This window comes from Candidatus Oscillochloris fontis, from assembly GCF_004138135.1.
Classification (GTDB): Bacteria; Chloroflexota; Chloroflexia; order Chloroflexales; family Chloroflexaceae; genus Oscillochloris; species Oscillochloris fontis.
Genome location: NZ_RYFD01000034.1, coordinates 1 through 19254 on the forward strand (window position 1 = coordinate 1; position 19254 = coordinate 19254).

Genomic DNA, 19254 nt, shown 5'->3' on the forward strand with positions numbered 1-19254 from the left:
GTGGCTCGTCCATAGCGGTAGTATGCCGGATTCTACTGATTCTCGCAACTCAGGAGTGACCCACCCTGAACGGATACGTGCCAACAACGAACGGGCGGGGAGAGAGAGCGTGCGTTGCATACGATGATGCTCCTGTGCTGTGTATGAGCCAAGATCTGACCATGGCGATACGCCTCAGACGATCTGAAGCGCACGAGGCCCACGGGGCCACGTTGGAACTTGAGGAATGCGATCCACGGATGGCGCTAGTATGAAGGATCTTGAGCAAGGATTGGGGCAAAAAAAGTACAAATAAAGTACAAAGATCACGGAGACGTAGCGACGCAAGATGTTGCGTCGCTACGCAACATCTTGCATCGCTACGCCTCCCCCATCCGACGCGCATAGACGGCTGCCTGAGCGCGGTTGGCGAGATGGAGCTTGCTGAGGATCTGCTTCATGTGGTATTTGATCGAGGATTCGCTCATGTGGATGTGGTAGGCGACTTCGCGGTAGGTACACCCTTGGCCAATCAGATGTAGGATCTGGCGTTGGAGTGGAGAAAGCATAGCATCCTCTTTGGTGCTGGTTGCTATGGTACTCAGCAGTTCGCGATCAATCTTCTGGGCCAATTCGGGCGCAATCGGGGGCGCACCTTGGTCGAGGCCAGCCAGTAAGAGGAAGAAGTCTTCGGCACGCAGGCTCTTGAGCAGATAGCCGGAGGCGCCCGCCTTGAGTGCCTCAAAAAGTTGCTCCTCATCAGCGGAGACGGTGAGGATAACAATCCGTATCTCTGGATACTCAGCCGTGATCCGGCGAGTTGCCTCTAACCCATTACAAGTGGGCATGTGCAGATCCATCACGATCAGATCGGGGCGTAGGGTGTGGGCGAGATGTTGCGCTTCAAACCCATCGCTGCCGAGGCCAACCACCTGCATGCCATGAGCCGTCAATAGGCTCCGCAGCCCCTCAAGGAACATGGGATGGTCATCAATCAAGACAACGCGGAGGGAATTAACTGACATGTGATGCGTTTGCATAGGTGTTAATCGGGATCTCTAGAGAAATTTCGGTACCATGATGCGCATCGGAGCAGATATATAGCACTCCACGCAATTCATTGGCACGTTCCTGCATTGTCTTCAGGCCGAAGTGTTGGGTTGAGTCGGAACTTGGCGGTAGGGTAAGGCCAATCCCATTATCGTGGATGTGCAGTTTGAGGCGATCATGGTGACGTTCAAAACGAATACGCACGAGGGTGGCGTAGGCATGTTGGCGCACATTACTGAGAGCCTCTTGAATGATACGTAAGAGGTTGATCTCGTTAATCGGCGAGAGCCAATGCGCATCCCATGGCTCATCTTCCTCCATCTGTACCGTGATCCCATAACTACGTATATTCTCAATACTCTGCTGCAACGCCATCCAGAAACTGCGGGTGGGCGTACCACGCAGACCGAGGATGAAGCCACGCACATCGGCGTGGGCTTGGCGCGCCGCCACCCCCACCTTCTCAAGCGCGTGGTTGGCAGCCGTAGTCTCGTTGCGCTGTAGCAACACCTGCGCTGTCTGCACCTGCATGTTGATCACCGCAAACATCTGGCCGAGGCTATCGTGCAGATCGCGACCTAGTCGCTCACGCTCCGCAAGAGTAGCCAGCATGCGTTGATGTTGCAAGATCTGGGCTTGCGCCTTTTGATTCTCACTCATCTCGGCCTGTAGTTGGACATTGATCACATCAAGCTTGGTGGTACGTTCCGCAACTTGGCTCTCAAGAGTCTGGATGAGCCGTCCCTGATCGGCTGACAATTGGTTAAAGGCACTGGTGAGGAAGCCAATCTCATCCTCGTAGCGTACCGGTAAGTTGGTGCTGTAATCGCCGCCCATCATGCGTCGTACCCCAGCCAGCAGCGTGTTGAGTGGATGCACAAGGGTGCGCTGAAAGAACCAGGGGAAGATGCCAACAATAAAGATGCTGGTTGCAAGAATCAACCAGACCAACGGTATGAGCAGGTGGTGGAGTTGGCTCCGATAGTCGAGCAGATAGTCGTGGATGGCCCCTTCTGGCCCAATGGATATGGGGAGCGTGGCAACATTGATCGGTTGTGGTGTGCGCCTTCCTTCAGAACCAGGGAGCGCCCCAATTACCCACGCACTCGCGCCGGGGTTATTGTTGGGGTAGTAGGTGAGCAGGGGAGGAACAGCATGGTAGGTAAGGTCAAAACAACCATCCTTATAGAGGATGGCCTGAAAGGTGAAGACCTGTTCGGGTTCATGATAGTTGGGCAGATCATACCATGTAATAACCATGCGCTCTGGATCTTGATACACAAAGACCCCACCCTGACCCGCATCGGCATCGAGATTGGTGAGTAGCGCCATGATCACGGGGGTACCTCCACCATAATAGTACTGATAATTACGATACGCCACCGCTTGACCCATACTCACCGTGCCATCATTACAGACAAAGACATGATCATAGCGTTTTCCATAGAATGGGAAGGAAAAATTTAATGGATGACTACACTCATGCGCAGGAGATTCGCTCAGAAAAATCTTGGTTCCTAATAATTCAATATCGGTAACGGGCTGAGCCACAATCTCATAACCAGAATCAATCTTGGGGCTAAAACGTAGGGTTTGTTGATTAGGAAGCATGACCGGGTTGTTGACTGCATTGGGTGGTGCAATCACCCAACCAACACAGCCAAGAATCGCCAACATTGTTGTACATGTTATACCAGCCAGTTTGATCATAAACGATGTTGTTTCGGGTTGGGCATTCAGATAGTTAAGAGCAAAAAAGAAGAGGACAAACAACCCGCCTACTGATATCACAATATTAGAAAGGGTGTCTGAAATAATATAATGATGACGTAAAATATAAGACACATCTGTTACTATCAAAAAACACGCGATAATCATGTTATTACGAGTAGCACGCACAATCATATTTGGCGGATGGATGATCATCGCGACAACCCCGGCCCAACCCGGTTCCCTCTGCGGGGTAAGCACTAGGAGTTGGCGGAGGAAGGCCATCGGTAACAAGAGGATGAGAAGCAGAAGCAGATAGTTATTCCACCCTGGTCGGTAGATAAATTGTTGATGCCCAACCAGTGTTATCGCTCGATAGAGGGCATAGCCCCACTCCCAAAGCGCATAGAGGCCACTCAGAAGGAGCACCAAGCGTGCTTCGCGGCGGCGGGTCTCAGCAAGGTGGGGGAAGCGGTAGGCAAATTGGAAGATGAGGATCAGACCGAGGGAGATCAGAGGGGTTTGAAGGAAGAGGGGATAGATACGTTGGCTCGGTGCCAGTGCTGATTCAAAAAAGAATGTAAAAAGTAATCCAGTAATGACAAAAAAATAATAACCAAGAATACGATTTATAGGTTGACGACGATGAGATTGCAAGACCAGCAGATAGCAACCGATCATCAGGCAGAGGATCAGTTGGTTGAGATAGCCAATGGATGCGGGGGTGATGTAGAGCTCCATGGCTCTACATTATAACCAAGTTTATAACCGCATACATCGCGACGCATCATGATGCGTCGCGACATCTCACGCTGCTTTGCGGGCCTGCTCGATATACTCCAGGCTCTGGTGGCGGAAGTAGGTGTTGTACAACTCGGCGTAATGGCCGCCCGCCGCCAAGAGGTGTTGGTGGTGGCCTTCTTCGATGATCTGGCCTTTGCGCAACACGATGATGCGATTTGCGTGGCGCACGGTGCTCAGACGGTGGGCGATCACGATGGCGGTGCGCCCGGCAAGTACCGTGTCTAGCCCCTCTTGGATCAGAGTCTCGGTGAGCGGGTCAACACTCGCGGTGGCCTCGTCCAAAATGATGATCGCTGGGTCTTGCAGGAGTACCCGCGCCAGTGCCACTAGTTGGCGTTGGCCCATCGAGAGGCTGGCGCCGCGTTCACCCACCGGGCTGTCTAGCCCTTGGGGTAGCGCATTGATCCACGCTTCGCCGCCAATGTGGCGCGCCGCCGCTACGACCTCGGTGTCGCTGGCTTCGGGGCGTCCGTAGCGGATGTTCTCGCGCACCGTGCCGTCAAACAGGAAGGGCGATTGTGTGACCATGCCCAGCCGGGCGCGGTAGTCGCTCAGGTCGAGGTGACGAATGTCCACGCCGTCAATCAGGATCTGGCCGTGCTGGTACTCGTAGAAGCGGGCGACTAGCTTGGCGATGCTGCTCTTGCCCGATCCGGTGTGGCCCACCAGCGCTAAGGTCTCGCCCGCCCGGATGTGTAGGTTGAAGTGCTGGAGTACCGGCTCCTCCGGCTTGTAGCCGAATTCCACATCGCTAAAACGGATCTCGCCGCGTAGCTGCGGCAGGCGCTGCGAGTCGCTCTGAATCACCCGTGGCTCGGCGTCAATCAGGCCGAAGACGCGCTCGCCCGCCGCTAACCCCAACTGGAACTGGCTCCAGAACGAGGCGATGCTGGTGAGCGGGAACCAGATGCTCTGTAAACCCTGGATGAAGAGGAACCAGGTTCCGGCAGTCAGTTCGCCCTCGCGCACCCCGATGCCCCCCGCGTAGACCAGCGACGCTGTCCCGATCCCGGCCAGTATGTTCAGGATCGGGAAGATGCTGCTGAAGACGTAGCGCGTGCGCCGGTTGACCCGCAACGACTGGCGGTTGACGCCCAGGAACTCCGCGTGGATCACCGCCTCTTGGCGGAAGGTCTTGGCGACCCCGATCCCGCTGACGGTCTCCTGAATATGGCTACTCACCTCGGCATTCATGCGCCGCGAGGCGGTGATGGTGCGCCGCGCAATGGCACGGAAGGCCAACGCTACGCCCATGATGATTGGCGCGAGTGCCAACAGGATGCTGGTCAGTTTCAGGCTGACAGTGGCGAGGTAGCCGACCAGCACCGTGACCAGTAGCAGGCGACTGAGGAGTTCCATGGAGAGATTCATCACCTGCGAGAAGGCGGCGCTGTCCGAGGTGACGCGGCTGACGATCTTGCCCGACGAGAACTGGTCGTAGAAGGACATATCGCGGCGCAGCACCGAATCGCAGGCATCCTCGCGGATCTTGAGTACCACATCGCCCACCGCCTGGGCGGCGAGGGTCTGGCGGATGAGGTTGAAGACCCACGAGCAGGAGGCGAGAATGGTGAGGATGAGTGCCGTCGTGGCGAGGCGGCCCAGGCTGGTATCATCGCGCAGGGTATCTATGCTGCGCGAGATGAAGATCGGGATGCCTGCTTCGAGCAGCGCGGCGGCACTGATCATCGCAGCGGCGATACCCATCTTGCCCGCCTGAGGGCGGAAGTAGTGCAGGATGCGCTTGACGAGATCGGCGTCGGTATAGTTGCGGTCATATGCTTCGGCGTCGAGGCCGTCAAAGAGAAAGCCCATAGGTACTCCGGTTTTTAACGCAAAGGCGCAAAGACGCAAAGGTTATAGTAAAGGTACCTGTTCACACTTGGGGTAAAAGAAATCCCGTGTTGACGCCAAGGCGCAGAGACGCAAAGGGTTTGATTGGGGTGTATCTTGCAGGCTTTGCGCCTTGGGGTCTTGGCGTCAAAACCTGGAGGCTAGGAGAAGTGTGAACAGTTACGGTTAGCTATCTTCCTGGGAAACGAGATCATAGCGCGCAAAGATACGCCGATAGATCGCTGATTGCTGCAACAACTCTTCGTGCGTACCCGCCGCGCTGATCCGTCCGTCCTCCAGCACAAGGATGAGATCGGCCCAGCGGATCTGCGAGATGCGGTGGGTGATAAGCAGCACGGTGCGCCCCTCCTGGGCCTTGCGGATGGCCTGTTGGATCTGATCCTCGGTGGCACTATCAATCGCACTGGTGCTGTCGTCCAGGATCAGGATGCGCGGATCGCTCAGGAAGGCGCGGGCCAGGGCGATGCGCTGGCGCTGCCCGCCGGAGAGGGTCGTGCCGCGCTCCCCGACTACCGTCTCGTAGCCATTGGGGAAGCTGCTGATAAAGTCGTGGGCCTGGGCCGCTTGGGCGGCGGCGATCACCTCGTCGCGGGTGGCGTCGGGGCGAGCAAAGGCGATGTTCTCGGCAATCGTGCGCGAGAAGAGGAAGATGTCCTGCTCGATCTTGCCGATCTGCGAGCGCAGTGCATGCAAGCTCCACTCCCGCACATCCACCCCATCAATCAGTACGCGGCCAGCGGTCGCCTCGTAGGTACGGTTCACCAGTTGAGTCAGCGCACTCTTCCCACTGCCGGTCTGGCCAACAATTGCCACGGTCTTCCCGGCGGGGATGTGGAAGGCGATATGTTCCAGCACGCGCTTGGAGCCAGATTCTTCATAATCGAACTCGACCGCTTCGAAGGTGATCTCGCCACGCATCGGGGCGCTATAGCCGGCACGCTGCTCATCCAGATCGCTCTCACCGCGCACAATATGGAGGATGCGGTCGGCGCTGGCGATGCCAGATTGAATGAGCGAGAAGGCGAAGAGTGAGATGAAGGTGGGGAAGCGCAGCACATTCACCAGAGCGACGACTGCGATCACCTGACCGACGGCGATCTGGCCCTGGCGATAGAGCCACATCGCGTGTAGGAAGCTGAGTCCCAGCGCGAAGCCGTAGAGCAGCAGGGGCAGGTAGCGCGCCTCGATATAGCCCTGGCGCACGAAGAAGTCGCGGAAGAGACGCGCATTACGGCGGAACTTCTCGCGCTCAAAGTTCTCGCGGGCACTCGCCTTAACCACCTCGATGCCAGAGATGGTCTCTTCCAACCCGGCGTTCATGGCCCCAAACTGCTCGCGCTGATCATGCACCACCGGGTTGAGGCGGCGCACATAGCGCTTGGCGGTGACAATGTAACTGGCCACGAAGCAGAGCGGCACCAGCAGCAATTCGAGACGGACGAAGGCGATATAGGTGAGCGGAATGACGATCCCCATCACCGTCTCCGAGACGAGCGTGATACCGGGCACGATCAGATTCGAGAGCTGATTGGTATCATCGGTGGCACGCGCCATAATATCCCCAGCGCGCTGGCGGTCGTGGAAGCCCTTGCTCTTACTCAGCAGGCTCTCGTACAACTCCTGGCGCGCATCGGCCTCAAAGCGGGCGGCGACATTCTCGGCGGAGAGGCTGCCAAACAAGGCCGAAACCCCATCGCCAACCAGGACGCCCAGGATGGTGAGCGCGATGATCAACAGGCCATCGGCGCTACTGGGGCTAATAATCTCATCAGCGGCACGCCCGATCAGCACCTGCGAGCCGGCATAACAGGCCCAGGCAATGGTGAAGAAGAGATAGAAACCGAGCGCAAAATACCAGTAGCGCCGCACATGCGAGAAGATCCAACGCCATGTACTACGCTGGTCGTAGGTATAGGTATTCGGGGCGGTAAATTCACTCCGTTGTGCCACGTACTATCTCCTCATTAACACGCCCATGAGTAGGGGGCAATGCGTCGCCCCGACTCGTGTGCAAAGCGTAGCACATGAGGGCGGGCTAGGCCATCAGTCAAAAGGCGGAATCTCTTCAGCCTTATGGCGGTAAGCTTCGCGCAGATGATCAATACTCACCACCTCACCCGGAGAATGTTCGCAATACCAATACTCCCACCCATTCGCGGCGGTTTTGTGTTGGGCGAGCGCAGCGATCTTGTGGATCGAGCCGCTCTGATCGCCCCACAGCAGGTGTGCATCGGCCTTGACCGTGGCGATGATCTGGTGATCCGACGAGAAGATCTGCTGACCCACGTGGACGTAGTTGGCGGCGATGAGTTGGCCAAAACTGATGCGTGGGGCGGTGCGTTTGGAGGGGGTACGCAGGGTGTGATCGTTGAGAGGAGCCGAAACAATCGCCGCGATACGCTCCTGTGCGATGCGTACATACTCAGCCGACTGTTCGATACCAATAAAGCTGCGCTGAAGTTTTGTCGCCACCGCGCCGGTGGTTCCAGAGCCAAAGAAGGGGTCAAGCACAACATCGCCGGGGTTACTGGCGGCAATCAGCACGCGGTAGAGCAGCGCTTCGGGCTTTTGGGTCGAATGAGCCTTCTTGCCATCCACTTTCAGCCGCTCGGTGCCGGTACAGATGGGAATATGCCACACATTCTGCATCTGTTTTTCGTCATTCAGGTTCTTCATCGCGTGATAGTTAAAGGTATAGCGCTTTTGTTGGCTCGATTTCTTGGCCCAAATGAGCGTTTCGGTCGCATTCTGGAAGCGGCTACCACGGAAATTGGGCATCGGGTTGGTTTTATGCCAGATCACATCATTGATCAGCCAATAGCCGAGATCCATCATCATTCGGCCAACCCGAAAGATGTTGTGATAGGAACCGATCACCCAGATCGTCCCATCATCCTTGAGGATACGCCGACACTCGGCGAGCCACTGCTCGGTAAACCGATCATACTCGGCAAAACTGGTAAACTGATCCCAGTCATCATCCACCGCCGCGACCAGACTCTGATTGGGGCGCAACAGGGGATTCTGGAGTTGCAGATTGTAGGGCGGGTCGGCAAAGACGAGATTGACCGAGTTGGAGGGCAAGGTCTTGAGGATCTCCAAGCAATCGCCGTGGAGGATCTGGTTGAGGGGGAGTTGGGGAGTTGGCATAAGATTAACGGGAACGTAGAGTAGAGACGCAAAATTTTGCATCTCTACTCTACGTTGCACACATCACCCGCGTTGCAGGCTGAGGGTACGGAACAACGGGCTAAGCATCGTCGCGGCCTGGGTGATCATCGTGGGTGACTCGTTGGCCATGGCCACTAGGCGGTGGTGCATGGGGCAGTCCTCGTGGTAGGCGCGATCAACGGCGGCCCATTTGGGGAGCACATCGCGCTCGATCCACTCCCAGCGGTCGGCGGGGCGGGTGACGCTCTTGTTGCCGCTGAAGAGCGAGAGTGGCCCGGCGTGGCTCCCAAACCAGGGCGAGGTCATTGGGTTGCCCTCGAAGTTCATCCATGCGCCCATCGAGGCAATCGAGCGCCCAAAGTCGGACATGCGATCAAAGTAGGTGGGCAGCGTATTCATCTGCTCGTGGCGCAGCAGTGCCACATTGCCCTGGCTAATCAGCTTAGGCGCTTCTTGGTCGGTGGGGTCTTTGCTTAGCCGCTGAGCACCTTCATCAATCATCTGGAAACCCACCAACAGACTCTCGCGCTCACCATCGCGCACATTGGCCTCGATTTCACGCAGGCCACCCTGGGAATAGGCGGCGTGAGCCCAGCCAATATCGGCAAAGATGGCGTCGTTGCCCTGTTTGAGCAGATCTAGATCGTTGAGCAGCAGTTGGCGGCTGAGTGAACTGTGCAGGGTGACGGGGAGAAAGAGCGCGAGGGTGAGCATTTGGCCATACAGATCGCGGCCCACATCGAGCAGGTTGCGGTCGGCAGCGGGGGCCGCGCCAGTGACGAGCAGATCGCGGGGGGCGCGCAGCACTTCGGCAATCGCCAACGCCAAGCCGACCTGATCCGAGGCAAAGGCAGCCATCCCCGACCATTTGAAGAGCCAGGGTTCTTGCAGGTACCAACGGGCATAGAAGGATGTGATGCGGCGGTTACGCGCCACAAAAGCGGATGGGGGCGGCAATTGTTGTTCGAGTAGATCGTGCCACGCTTCGCGAGTCGGCATGGGGAGCCTCCGGCATGAGTATTTGGGCACAGGGGGTGCTAGGTTCTATTGTATAGTATAAGGCAAGCCGTAGGGGCGAAGCATCGCCCTCCATGGATCAGAGGAACCCGAACGAGGTTGGCGGGCGATGCTTCGCCCCTACACCATAAGGAGGCCGCGTGAATATCCGTGATGCAATCATCGCCGTGGTTGGAAGGAAGGATCTGAGCCAAGCCGAAGCCGCGATGGTCATGGACGAGATTATGAGTGGGGTGGCGACCCCGGCTCAGATCGGTGCCTTCCTCACTGCGCTGCACCTGAAGGGCGAGACTGATGCTGAGATTGCGGGTATGGCCGAGGTGATGCGGGCGAAGGCGACCCACGTCTATGTGGATGGGCCAGTGGCGGATACCTGTGGCACCGGTGGTGATGGCTCACACACCTTTAATATCAGCACGGCGGCGGCGTTTGTGGCGGCGGGGGCGGGCTTGACGGTGGCGAAGCATGGCAACCGGGCCATGTCGAGTGTCTGCGGGAGTGCCGATGTGCTCGAAGGGTTGGGGGTACGCATCGATCTTGATGCCGAAGGGGTGGCGCGCTGCCTCTCTCAGGCTCAGATCGGCTTTATGTTTGCGCCCAACTTCCACCCCGCGATGCGTTTTGCGGGGCCAGTGCGGCGCGAGATTGGCATCCGCACGATCTTCAACATCCTCGGCCCGCTCACCAACCCGGCACGTGCGCGCCACCAAGTCTTGGGGGTGGCCAGCGCACCACTGGCCGAGAAGTTGGCGTGGGCACTCAGCCGCCTCGACACGGTGCATGCGCTGGTGGTGCATGGCCACGGTGGGGTAGACGAACTGACCCTGAGTGGCCCGAACCTGATCTATGATGTGCGGGGCGGTCAGGAGCCGACGCGGCACAGCGTAGCGCCAGAGGATCTGGGGTTGGCGCGGGCCGAGCAGAGTACGCTGCGCGGTGGTGATGTGGCGACGAATGCGGCGATGGTGCGTGCGATTCTTGCTGGAACGGAGCAGGGGCCGCCGCGTGATGTGGTGTTGCTCAATGCGGCAGCGGCGCTGGTAGCAGGCGATCTGGCGCAGGATCTGGGGGAGGGTTTGGCACAGGCGCGCGCGAGTATTGATCGTGGCCAGGCCATGCAGCGGCTTGATGCGCTGGTGGCGGTGAGTAACCAGTGATGCCCCCACGCCCCGCCCCAACCAAGCCACGCCCCGCCACCTCCGAAGATGAGGTGCGCCTAGAGCGGCTGCGCGGGCGGCGACGGCGTTACTCGTTCTGGCGCTTACTGTGGGCCAATCTGCGCGATGATGGACGCCTGCTCAAGCGGGCATGGTTCCCGCTTACGGCCTTGCTGCTGGTGCTGAGTAGCGGTACGCTCTACCTCTATTGGCGCTACTTCCCCCAACATTGTCAGGCCGATGGCAGCGATTGTGGGATCGATCTGGCCCAGGCGCTCTACGAGACGCTGCAACTGCTCATCTTCCAGAGTGGCTTGGCGTTCCCGCCCGATGCGGTGGGGCGGTTGCTCTTCTTCGGCATTCCGTTGTTGGGGCTCTTCTTCCTCTTGCAGAGCGCGATTGACCTGAGCCGCCTGATCTTCGACAAGAGCGCCAACCCGGAGATCTGGCAGATCGCGTTGGCGCGCACCTTCAGCAACCACATCATTATTGCCGGGTTGGGGCGGGTGGGCTACCGCACCGCGCTCCAGTTGCTCGACTCGGGCTATGAGGTGGTGGTGATCGAAGCGAATTGGGCGAGTGAGTTTGTGGCGACGCTGCTACAACTCAAGGTGCCGGTGGTGCTGGGGGATGCGCGTGATCCCCAGATCCTGCGCCAGGCCGGGGCGACCCGGGCGCGCGGGCTGATCGCGGCGATCAACGACGACCTACTCAATATTGAGATTGTGTTAACGGCGCGGCGGATTGCGCCCGCACTTCAAACCGTGTTGCGCATCTATAACCGCGAACTGGATGCCAACCTCGAACGAACCTTTGGCCCCAACACCGCCTTCTGCATCTCGATGCTCTCCGCGCCCACCTTCGCCGCCGCCGCACTGAGCCGCGAGATTGTGCAGGTGATCAACCTTCCCGAAGGGTTGCTCGGTATCTCCGAACTGACCGTGGCACCAGAGAGTAGTTTCTCCGGGTTTGTGCGCAGCATCGAGGAGCAGTATGGGGTGCGCATCTTGCGCCACCGCGACCAGCAGGGGCGTGAGCGGCGCGCCGGGTTCATGCAGCAACTCGCCGCCGGGGATGTGGTGCTCATGATCGGGCGGCTGGAGAACCTCGAACGAGTGCGTTTAGAGAATATTCCGCAGAGTAAGACCGGCTTCTTACGCCCGTTAGCCACACGCCCCACTGGCCCAACCCTGAATAGTGTGATCGTGTGTGGGATGGGTCAGGTGGGCTTGCATGTGATCCGGCTACTCTTGGCCAATGCGCCGCATGCCGAGATTGTGGCGATCTGTACGCCGGAGACCCCGGCCCGGATTATGACCGAGATGAAGCAACTGGGGGTGCGGGTGATCAAGGGCGATGCGCGCCAACCCCAGGTGCTGGCCGAGGCGGGATTGGAGCACGCCTACGCGCTGGCTTCGCTCTACAGTAACGACCTGCTCAACGTACAGGTAGGCATGGCGGCGCGTACTCAGCGCCCCGATCTGCATCTGGTGTTGCGGGTCTTTAGTGATGTGCTGGCCGAACGACTGGCGGTACTGTTTGGCATCAACACCGCCTACAGCACCTCGGCGCTGGCCGCGCCTGCATTGGCCGCTGCCGCGATCAGGTATGATGTGGGCTACGCCTTTGATGTGGGCGAACGTATCTTTGCCACGCGGGTGTTTCAGGTGGCGGATGGAGATGCGCTGCTGGGGCAGCGCGTGGCGGATCTGCGTGAAGCACGTGGCCAGTTGGTGATCTGCCTGCGCCGGGGTGGTGCGAGCCTCCTGCCACCAAGCCTCGATGAGTGCATTCAGCTTGGGGATGAGGTGGTGGTGGTGGGAGATATTCGGCGAAACTGAGTATAAGATGTTGACGCAAAGGCTTGTTAGACCTGGTTCAACCAAGATTGACACTGTGCCGTTATATGGCCCTCACCCCCAGCCCCTCTCCCGTGGGCTTCGCCCACAGGAGAGGGGGGCACAATTCTGCGGTATCTCGGAGCGTCTCCCCCCCTCTCCCGTTCGCTCCGCGAACGGGAGAGGGGGGCTAGGGGGGTGAGGGCCATCAATACGCTGCATTTTGATAGAAGGAACTGTTTATGAGCGAGACTTTTCTCACCAAGATCCTGAACCATAAAGCGACCGAAGTCCGCCGTCAGATCGCCAAGATCCCGCTGGCGGCACTCGAACAGCGCATTGCGCGCATGCCCGCCCCGCGTGACTTCGCGGCGGCGTTGCGCTGCCCGCCGCGCACCGCGCTGATTGCCGAGGTCAAGAAGGCGTCGCCGAGCCGGGGCGTGTTGGTTGAGGCATTCGACCACCTCGAAATCGCCCGTACCTACATCAAGGGTGGCGCGGCGGCGATCTCGGTGCTGACCGACATCCGCTTCTTTCAGGGGAGCCTGTTGTTTCTGGAGGGCATTCGCCAGTTACCGGGGGTGCCGCCGCTGCTACGCAAGGACTTCATTATTGACCCGTACCAAGTGTATGAGGCACGCGCCTACGGAGCCGATGCGCTCTTGCTGATCGTGGCGGCGCTGGATGATACGCAGATGCGCGACCTGCTCAAGCTGACCGATGACCTCGGCATGCAGGCGCTGGTTGAGGTGCATGACGAAGCCGAACTGGAGCGCGCATTGGCTCTGGGTGTCAAGATTGTAGGGGTGAACAACCGCGATCTACACAGCTTCAACATCAGTTTGGAGACCACGGCGCGCCTCGCGCAGCGCGTAGGGGCGGAGCCAGAACGGCCAGTGCTGGTGAGCGAGAGCGGCATCTTCACCCCGGAGCATGTGGAGATGGTGCGCGGGCGCGGCGCAGACGCGGTGTTGGTGGGCGAGGCACTCGTCACCGCCCCAGACATGCTGGGGCAGGTGGAGGCGTTGGTGCGGGCGTGATGGGAGGTGATTACCGTGGCTGCCCAAAAACCTGCGTCCAATAGTGGTAATACGGGCCACCCCCACTCGGTAAGGGCTGGTCATCGGCCTGGTAGTAGTACCCAATCCCGATCTCGGTATAGGTGCAGTTGAGGAGATTGGTGCGGTGGCCATCGCTCGTCATCCAGCCTTGCATGACGCTGGAGGCGCTGCTATACCCGGCGGCGATATTCTCGGCCAGCGACTGCCACGCATAGCCGGTGGCATTCACCCGCAGCGTCAGCGTTGCGCGGCTGGGATCGGGGTTGGTGTGGCTAAAGAAGTTATTCAGCGCCATATCCTGGCTCTCACGCTGGGCGGCGAGAGTCAGCTTCTCGTTCATCGTTAGTGGGGCGCAGGCCGGGCTGGCGCTGGCACGTTGCGTATTGACGATAGCCAGCACCGCTTGGGCAATCTGGTACTGCTCAAGTGTCTGTCCAGCCGGTGGCGCACGCTGTACGAGCGGCAGATAGACATAGTAGGTCGTTTGCGCCTGGGCATTAGGCTGCGCAAAGAGAAGCAACGCGAATAGGATGGTGAGAAGGATGGTGCGCTGCTGCATAGGTTTTGGGGGTTCTTTCGATTATTTATATACAGATGGTAGATAGATCATATAAGGTTGCAGTAGATTTCTCAATGAGAAATGGGTACTAACTGGCCCTGATACTCCTTCCACACTCGCAAGCAGCGCAAATTCGCCTGGAGTCCCATTCGCTTGTACGGTTAGCTCAGCCCAGCCATCAAGATCGGTCGTCACCGTATTCCCCGCAGGGAACGTAACCCCCGCCCCGCTGGGAGGGCTAGTAAACGTGACCATCGCCCCCGGTACCCGTTTGCCGACACTATCCACCACGATCAGGCTCAGTTTGGAAGTAAAAGCGGTATTGATCACCGCATTCTGGTTATTCCCGTCCATCACGATCAGTTGGGCCGGGCCAGCCTGCATGTGGCGGAAGTCCACATCAACATCCACCAGGGTGGTTGATGTGTTGGGATCAGCCAGTTTGACATGGCCATACCAGAAATCGCCCTCAACCGAAGTAGGCGTAGTGAGCGTAAACTCAAGATCAATCGGCCCACCAGGGCTACTACTGGGAAGATCGAGCGTGAGGTTACCAGGATTCGCATTTGGCACCACAGCGGTGAGCAGCGTCACGGGATCATTTGTCTGGTTCGGCGAGGCCAAATAGTTATCCACGCGCACAAAATAGGTACCGGGGGTTGGATTGGGGATACTACAATACTCATCCACCAACTCTGTGGCACTGTAGCAGGCCCACGCCCAGGCTTCAGAAGAATCGAGGATCTGGTTATCGTTCGCATCACGGATCAGGAAGAGATCGACATCCTGCGAGGTTGAGCCTTGGATCTCGGCCACAAGGCGGGCGGTATTGGCGGGCACAACCAGCAGCGTCGAGGTATCACTAACCCCATTGGCAATCGTCATGGTCTGGCGGGTGGCCTGGGTGAGGCCAGTGATCTGGGTGGTGAGCGCGGTGTAGGGCAGGGTCGAGATGGTGCGCGTATGCTGGCTCGTGGAGGTGGTCGCACTCAAGACCAGCCGACTCGCAAGGTTATTCGTCTTAGGCACCGCCGCCACGGGAAAACTTGCATCGGGGGCCAGAGCATCACGAGCACTGAGGGTAGCGCGATCAAAGACGTAGGTATCGAAGGGCTTACCGGCGACATTCAGGGTGAAGGTGAGGCTCTGGGTGCCATGGGCGGGAATCGTGAAACTGGCGGGTTCGACACTCAGCGCACTCGTCTGGGTGGTGGCTGTCCACGTCACCGCCACATCGAGCGGATTAGAGACGATGCGTGTCCACGAGCAGCTATAGACACAACTCGGATCGGCCATGCTGGGCAGATTGAGCGCCCTGGCATCACCACCAATTGCGGGGCTAGTATTACGAAAATTGGTCGAGGTCTCATCGAGCAGCAACCCCGCCCGTGCGGCGCGGTCGAGGCGCACCCGTCCCGCACCACTATCGAAGGGCGTCGTGGGGGTGATACCATCCTCCTTCGTGATCGGCGCATAGCTAGTGGTCATCAGGGCGGATTGTACCTGGCTCGGTGACCAATCGGGGTGCAAGCCGATCAAGAGCGCGGCGGCCCCACTGACATGCGGCGCGGACATGGAGGTTCCGCTCATCAGGCCATAGTTGGGGCTGGTTCCGCCGGTGTTGGCATAGGCCGCGAAGATGTAGGAGCCCGGCGCAGCTAGATCGGGCTTAATGACCCGTGCATAGGATTCGAGGGCCGGGCCACGCGAACTGAAATAGGCCATGAGATCGCCATTGGCCGGGTTGATAGTACGGGTGGTATTGGCGCGATCATGGGTTGAGGCGGCCACACTCATCACCCACGGGCTGACATGGGCCACCGTGCCAACATAGGGGCCGGAGTTGCCCGCCGACGTGCTGACGACAATCCCGGCGGTGCGGGCATTCAGAAAGGCTTGTTCAACCACGTCGTTCCAGGGATCTGCGCCGCCACTGATCGAGTAGCTGATCACATCCACCTGATCGGCAACGGCTTGGTTGACCGCCGCCAGTAGATCGGCGGAGGGGCAACTCGCATAGTACACGCCATTCACCGTATAGCCACAGGCATCATAGGCGATGATGTTGGCATGCGGGGCGACCCCGGAGATGCGCGAGTAGGTGACACTACCAGAGACGATGTTGTAGAGAACGTTGCCCGCAGCCGTGCTGGCGGTATGTGAGCCATGATTATGTTCGTCGTTGGGGCTTGGCTCGCCGGTACTGGTATTGAATGCGGTTGCCGTGTTGGGAAACGTCCACGCACCGATCAGTTTGTTGTTGCAGATGATCGCCGGGTTATAGCCAGAGGGATTCCCGTTCGCACGGCTAGGCAGGTTGGTGGGGTCACACGCCCCCTTATAGACCCCTTGGCCCAGCGGGTTGAGGTGGCGATAGCCATCGCCGCCAACCTCAGCGAAGGAGGGGTGGCGGGTATTGATCCCGGTATCAATCATCCCAATGATCACCCCTTCGCCCATATAGCCACTGTTCCAGACCTGATCGGCCCCGATCCAGGTGGGGCCAGCATCGCTGGTAAGTTCATAGAAGGCTTCGGGCTGCACCGCCACAATGCCGGGGAGATCCGCGATCTGGGCGGCTTGTTCGGCAGTAAGCTCCAGCGCCACCCCATGGAAGACGAGGTCATAGCTATAGGCAAGCGGCGGCTCCTGGCCGATGCGCTGGGCAATGGTGGCGAGTACCTGGGCGCGTTGCTTGGCGAGTTGGTTCTGGTAGCGCTGGGCCGCCGAACTGGTGAGATCGAGTTCAGCATTCGGATCAGCCCCGGCAAGTTGGGATGCCTGAGCCAGAACCGTCACCAGTGGATCACCGGCGAGTTGGACGATATAGCGACTGGGAGGTGTGGTTGTTTGAGTGGTGGTAACGAGGCTTGCCCCAGCATGATGAGGCTGGAGGGCAAGGATCAGACCAGCCACAACCAGCAACCCCCACATAGAACGCAGGGTGTTGTGCATAGTGGCCATCCTTAAATGTAACTATTCACACTTCTCCTAGCATCCCGGTTTTGACGCAAAGGCGCAGAGGCGCAAAGACTTCAAGAATATGCCCCCCTCAAAACCTTTGCGTCTTTGCGCCTTTGCGTCAACCAGAGGTTTCTTTTACCCCAAGTGTGAACAGTTACCCTTAAATGTGAAATTGATTATCGTTATAAGAACGCAAGAATGAGGACAATCACAAATAAGAGGGTCAAAAATGCCGCCAAACCGGCCAGCGCCATGCGTTCGGGGTTGAAGAGCGACCAATCACCAAAGAGTTCATTATCGAAACCAACCAAGTAGATACGCTGCGGTTTCTCTTCAAGTAGGAAATCCATCTCGGTAATGGTTGTCCCACGGATCTTCAGTTCTGCCGCAATGAGGCGCGTATCATCACCGGCATCTTCGACCGCTTTTTTGAGCATATCAGCGAGGGGGGCGACACTGTACCACTGGCCGGCATAGGGATCAATCCGCGCACTATAGACCGATTCGATCCGTTTCTTGACCGCCAGTTGGGGCAGATCTTCAATATCATCGCTATTTTGCCACTCTTTGGCGCGACGGGCATAGGTAAAGACCTGCTCCTTAGCCTGATTACCAGTGCCTTCGCATGCCGGACACTTCTGGTTAGGATAGCCACGACAACTTGGACATTCGCTCGTCACCGACTCTTCCGTCACGCTGCGGTCGGGATGACTCACCTTACGCACCTTATTGACTGTGCCCTTACCCTGGCACACCTTACAGGGTTGCTCACCGGCACCACCGCATGCAGTACAACTGATGATACTGATCGAGTTGGGTAATGGGATGATCTTCGCAGCGACAGTCTCAAAGGGATCGCGGGTGGGCACCTCGACACTCCAGACATCAGGCGTGGCCTGGAGCGAGGGGCGTTCATCGGGTTTCTGCGGGCGGATACGAGCTTCAGGGGCACTACGTGACTCATAGAGGGTACGCAGTTCATAGAAGTAGATGTTGTAGCTGACGATCTGTTCGGGCTGGACGAGTTGGCCGAGGGCACGGCGGCGGAAGAAGCCATCGCGGCTCCAGCGATTGAGGTGGCGACGGATGACATCGCGGCGGTGCAACTCGTCGGCGCGCTTACGCGAGCGGGCCAGATACTCCTTGAAACTGGCATCGAGCTGATCGCCGAGCGCCGTCTCCAGCGGGTTCTCTAGCCACTCGGCACTCGTCTCCCAGCGCGACTCCTCCATATCGGTGGTAGCCAGATCAATATGGCTACGCAGGGCTTGGCGCAGCGCACTCGCGGCGGCTCCGGCACTCGGAAAGCGTGCTTCGGGGTGGGTCGCAAGCATGCGTTGGAGTACGCGATCTGCGGGGGCGAGGCTGGGATCGCGGGCGGCGAGGCTGGGGAGTGGGCTGCCCGGTGCGGGTGGCACTTCACCACTGAGCATGTGATACGCCACCGCCCCTAGGCTATAGACATCCAGCGCCGCTCCGGCTTCACCCTGCGCCAAACGCTGTTCCGGTGCGGAATAGGGCGTCAGGTAGTCGGCCTCATCAATACTGCTCAGATCGGGCGTATCAGGGCTGGCCGCAAGGCTCAGGTTGAAGAGGTAGGCCACGCCCTGGGCGGTGACGAGGATGTTCGCCGGTTGCACATCGCGGTGGAAGATCTGCTGCTGGTGGAGATCATCGAGGGCAGCGGCGATCTGGGCAACCACGCGCAGCGCGAGCATCACCTCCAACGAGCCGCTGGCCAACAACACCGCCAGTGGGCGCCCGTCGGTCTGCGGGGTCACCAGATAGTCCCCATACTTCTCGTCGTGGCCTGCGTCAATCACCGGCAGCAAGTTGGGGTGCGCGAGCCGCGCCGCAAGGCGTGCCGCGAGTTGGAAGCGGCTACTCGAAATCCAATCCTGACGCCGCAGAATATGTACCTGCACCGGACGATCAAGGGTCAGGTGGCTGGCACGGTAGACCGTCGCCAACTCCTCCTGCCCGATCCGCTCGTGCAGACGATAGTTGCGCATCTCGTAGGAGGCATTCGGTTCGCCAACCGGCTTGCGCTCGGGGCGCACAGGAGTAGCATGTGTGCTCATTGCTTTTAG

The 19254-nt window shown here is 58.8% G+C and carries 12 protein-coding genes; 3 read left to right on the forward strand and 9 right to left on the reverse strand.

The window, feature by feature from the left end:
- Window positions 1-359 precede the first annotated feature (359 nt).
- From EKD03_RS12885 to EKD03_RS12910, 6 genes are all read right to left on the reverse strand, one after another.
- Window positions 360-1004, reverse strand: a complete 645-nt coding sequence (locus EKD03_RS12885; RefSeq protein WP_161569259.1) for a response regulator — start codon at window positions 1002-1004, stop codon at window positions 360-362.
- Window positions 994-3480, reverse strand: a complete 2487-nt coding sequence (locus EKD03_RS12890) for a sensor histidine kinase (RefSeq protein WP_129631379.1) — start codon at window positions 3478-3480, stop codon at window positions 994-996. Before EKD03_RS12890 ends, EKD03_RS12885 begins: the two co-directional genes overlap by 11 nt.
- 66 nt (window positions 3481-3546) lie before the next feature.
- Entirely contained in the window at window positions 3547-5358 is a 1812-nt protein-coding gene (locus tag EKD03_RS12895; RefSeq protein WP_129631382.1) for an ABC transporter ATP-binding protein, read from the reverse strand.
- Window positions 5359-5562: 204 nt separating this feature from the next.
- A complete protein-coding gene (locus tag EKD03_RS12900; RefSeq protein WP_129631385.1) occupies window positions 5563-7347 on the reverse strand; it encodes an ABC transporter ATP-binding protein in 1785 nt (594 codons plus the stop codon).
- 93 nt (window positions 7348-7440) lie between these two features.
- The gene (locus EKD03_RS12905) at window positions 7441-8547 is read right to left on the reverse strand and encodes a DNA-methyltransferase (RefSeq protein WP_129631388.1); all 1107 of its coding nucleotides are present in this window, start codon (window positions 8545-8547) and stop codon (window positions 7441-7443) included.
- A 63-nt stretch (window positions 8548-8610) separates the two neighbouring features.
- Window positions 8611-9567, reverse strand: a complete 957-nt coding sequence (locus EKD03_RS12910; RefSeq protein ID WP_129631391.1) for a DUF2515 family protein — start codon at window positions 9565-9567, stop codon at window positions 8611-8613.
- A 158-nt stretch (window positions 9568-9725) separates the two neighbouring features.
- On the opposite strand from EKD03_RS12910, the gene trpD reads away from it, so the two are divergent.
- The 3 genes from trpD to trpC all read left to right on the forward strand — a co-directional run bounded on the left by trpD (window position 9726) and on the right by trpC (window position 13620).
- Window positions 9726-10742 (forward strand): anthranilate phosphoribosyltransferase, encoded by a 1017-nt coding sequence (gene trpD / locus EKD03_RS12915; protein WP_129631394.1) that lies wholly within the window; start codon window positions 9726-9728, stop codon window positions 10740-10742.
- Window positions 10742-12583, forward strand: coding sequence for a potassium channel family protein (locus EKD03_RS12920; RefSeq protein ID WP_129631398.1), 1842 nt, complete (start codon window positions 10742-10744; stop codon window positions 12581-12583). The genes trpD and EKD03_RS12920 overlap by 1 nt, the downstream gene beginning before the upstream one ends.
- Window positions 12584-12822: 239 nt before the next feature.
- Window positions 12823-13620 (forward strand): indole-3-glycerol phosphate synthase TrpC, encoded by a 798-nt coding sequence (gene trpC, locus EKD03_RS12925; protein ID WP_129631402.1) that lies wholly within the window; start codon window positions 12823-12825, stop codon window positions 13618-13620.
- Window positions 13621-13630: 10 nt separating this feature from the next.
- Here trpC and EKD03_RS12930 read toward each other — a convergent pair whose 3' ends face one another.
- The 3 genes from EKD03_RS12930 to EKD03_RS12940 all read right to left on the reverse strand — a co-directional run bounded on the left by EKD03_RS12930 (window position 13631) and on the right by EKD03_RS12940 (window position 19245).
- A complete protein-coding gene (locus EKD03_RS12930; RefSeq protein ID WP_129631405.1) occupies window positions 13631-14200 on the reverse strand; it encodes a CAP domain-containing protein in 570 nt (189 codons plus the stop codon).
- A gap of 21 nt (window positions 14201-14221) precedes the next feature.
- On the reverse strand, window positions 14222-17155 hold the full coding sequence (locus EKD03_RS12935) for a S8 family serine peptidase (RefSeq protein ID WP_161569260.1): 2934 nt from the start codon (window positions 17153-17155) through the stop codon (window positions 14222-14224).
- A 191-nt stretch (window positions 17156-17346) separates the two neighbouring features.
- Window positions 17347-19245, reverse strand: coding sequence for a protein kinase domain-containing protein (locus tag EKD03_RS12940; protein ID WP_129631409.1), 1899 nt, complete (start codon window positions 19243-19245; stop codon window positions 17347-17349).
- Window positions 19246-19254 lie beyond the last annotated feature (9 nt).

Bases quoted from the DNA above. Each gene is read 5' to 3' on its own strand.
- EKD03_RS12885 (WP_161569259.1), bottom strand. From the start codon at position 1,004: ATGTCAGTTAATTCCCTCCGCGTTGTCTTGATTGATGACCATCCCATG.
- EKD03_RS12890 (WP_129631379.1), bottom strand. From the start codon at position 3,480: ATGGAGCTCTACATCACCCCCGCATCCATTGGCTATCTCAACCAACTG.
- EKD03_RS12895 (WP_129631382.1), bottom strand. From the start codon at position 5,358: ATGGGCTTTCTCTTTGACGGCCTCGACGCCGAAGCATATGACCGCAAC.
- EKD03_RS12905 (WP_129631388.1), bottom strand. From the start codon at position 8,547: ATGCCAACTCCCCAACTCCCCCTCAACCAGATCCTCCACGGCGATTGC.
- EKD03_RS12910 (WP_129631391.1), bottom strand. From the start codon at position 9,567: ATGCCGACTCGCGAAGCGTGGCACGATCTACTCGAACAACAATTGCCG.
- EKD03_RS12920 (WP_129631398.1), top strand. From the start codon at position 10,742: ATGCCCCCACGCCCCGCCCCAACCAAGCCACGCCCCGCCACCTCCGAA.
- trpC (WP_129631402.1), top strand. From the start codon at position 12,823: ATGAGCGAGACTTTTCTCACCAAGATCCTGAACCATAAAGCGACCGAA.
- EKD03_RS12930 (WP_129631405.1), bottom strand. From the start codon at position 14,200: ATGCAGCAGCGCACCATCCTTCTCACCATCCTATTCGCGTTGCTTCTC.
- EKD03_RS12935 (WP_161569260.1), bottom strand. From the start codon at position 17,155: ATGCACAACACCCTGCGTTCTATGTGGGGGTTGCTGGTTGTGGCTGGT.
- EKD03_RS12940 (WP_129631409.1), bottom strand. From the start codon at position 19,245: ATGAGCACACATGCTACTCCTGTGCGCCCCGAGCGCAAGCCGGTTGGC.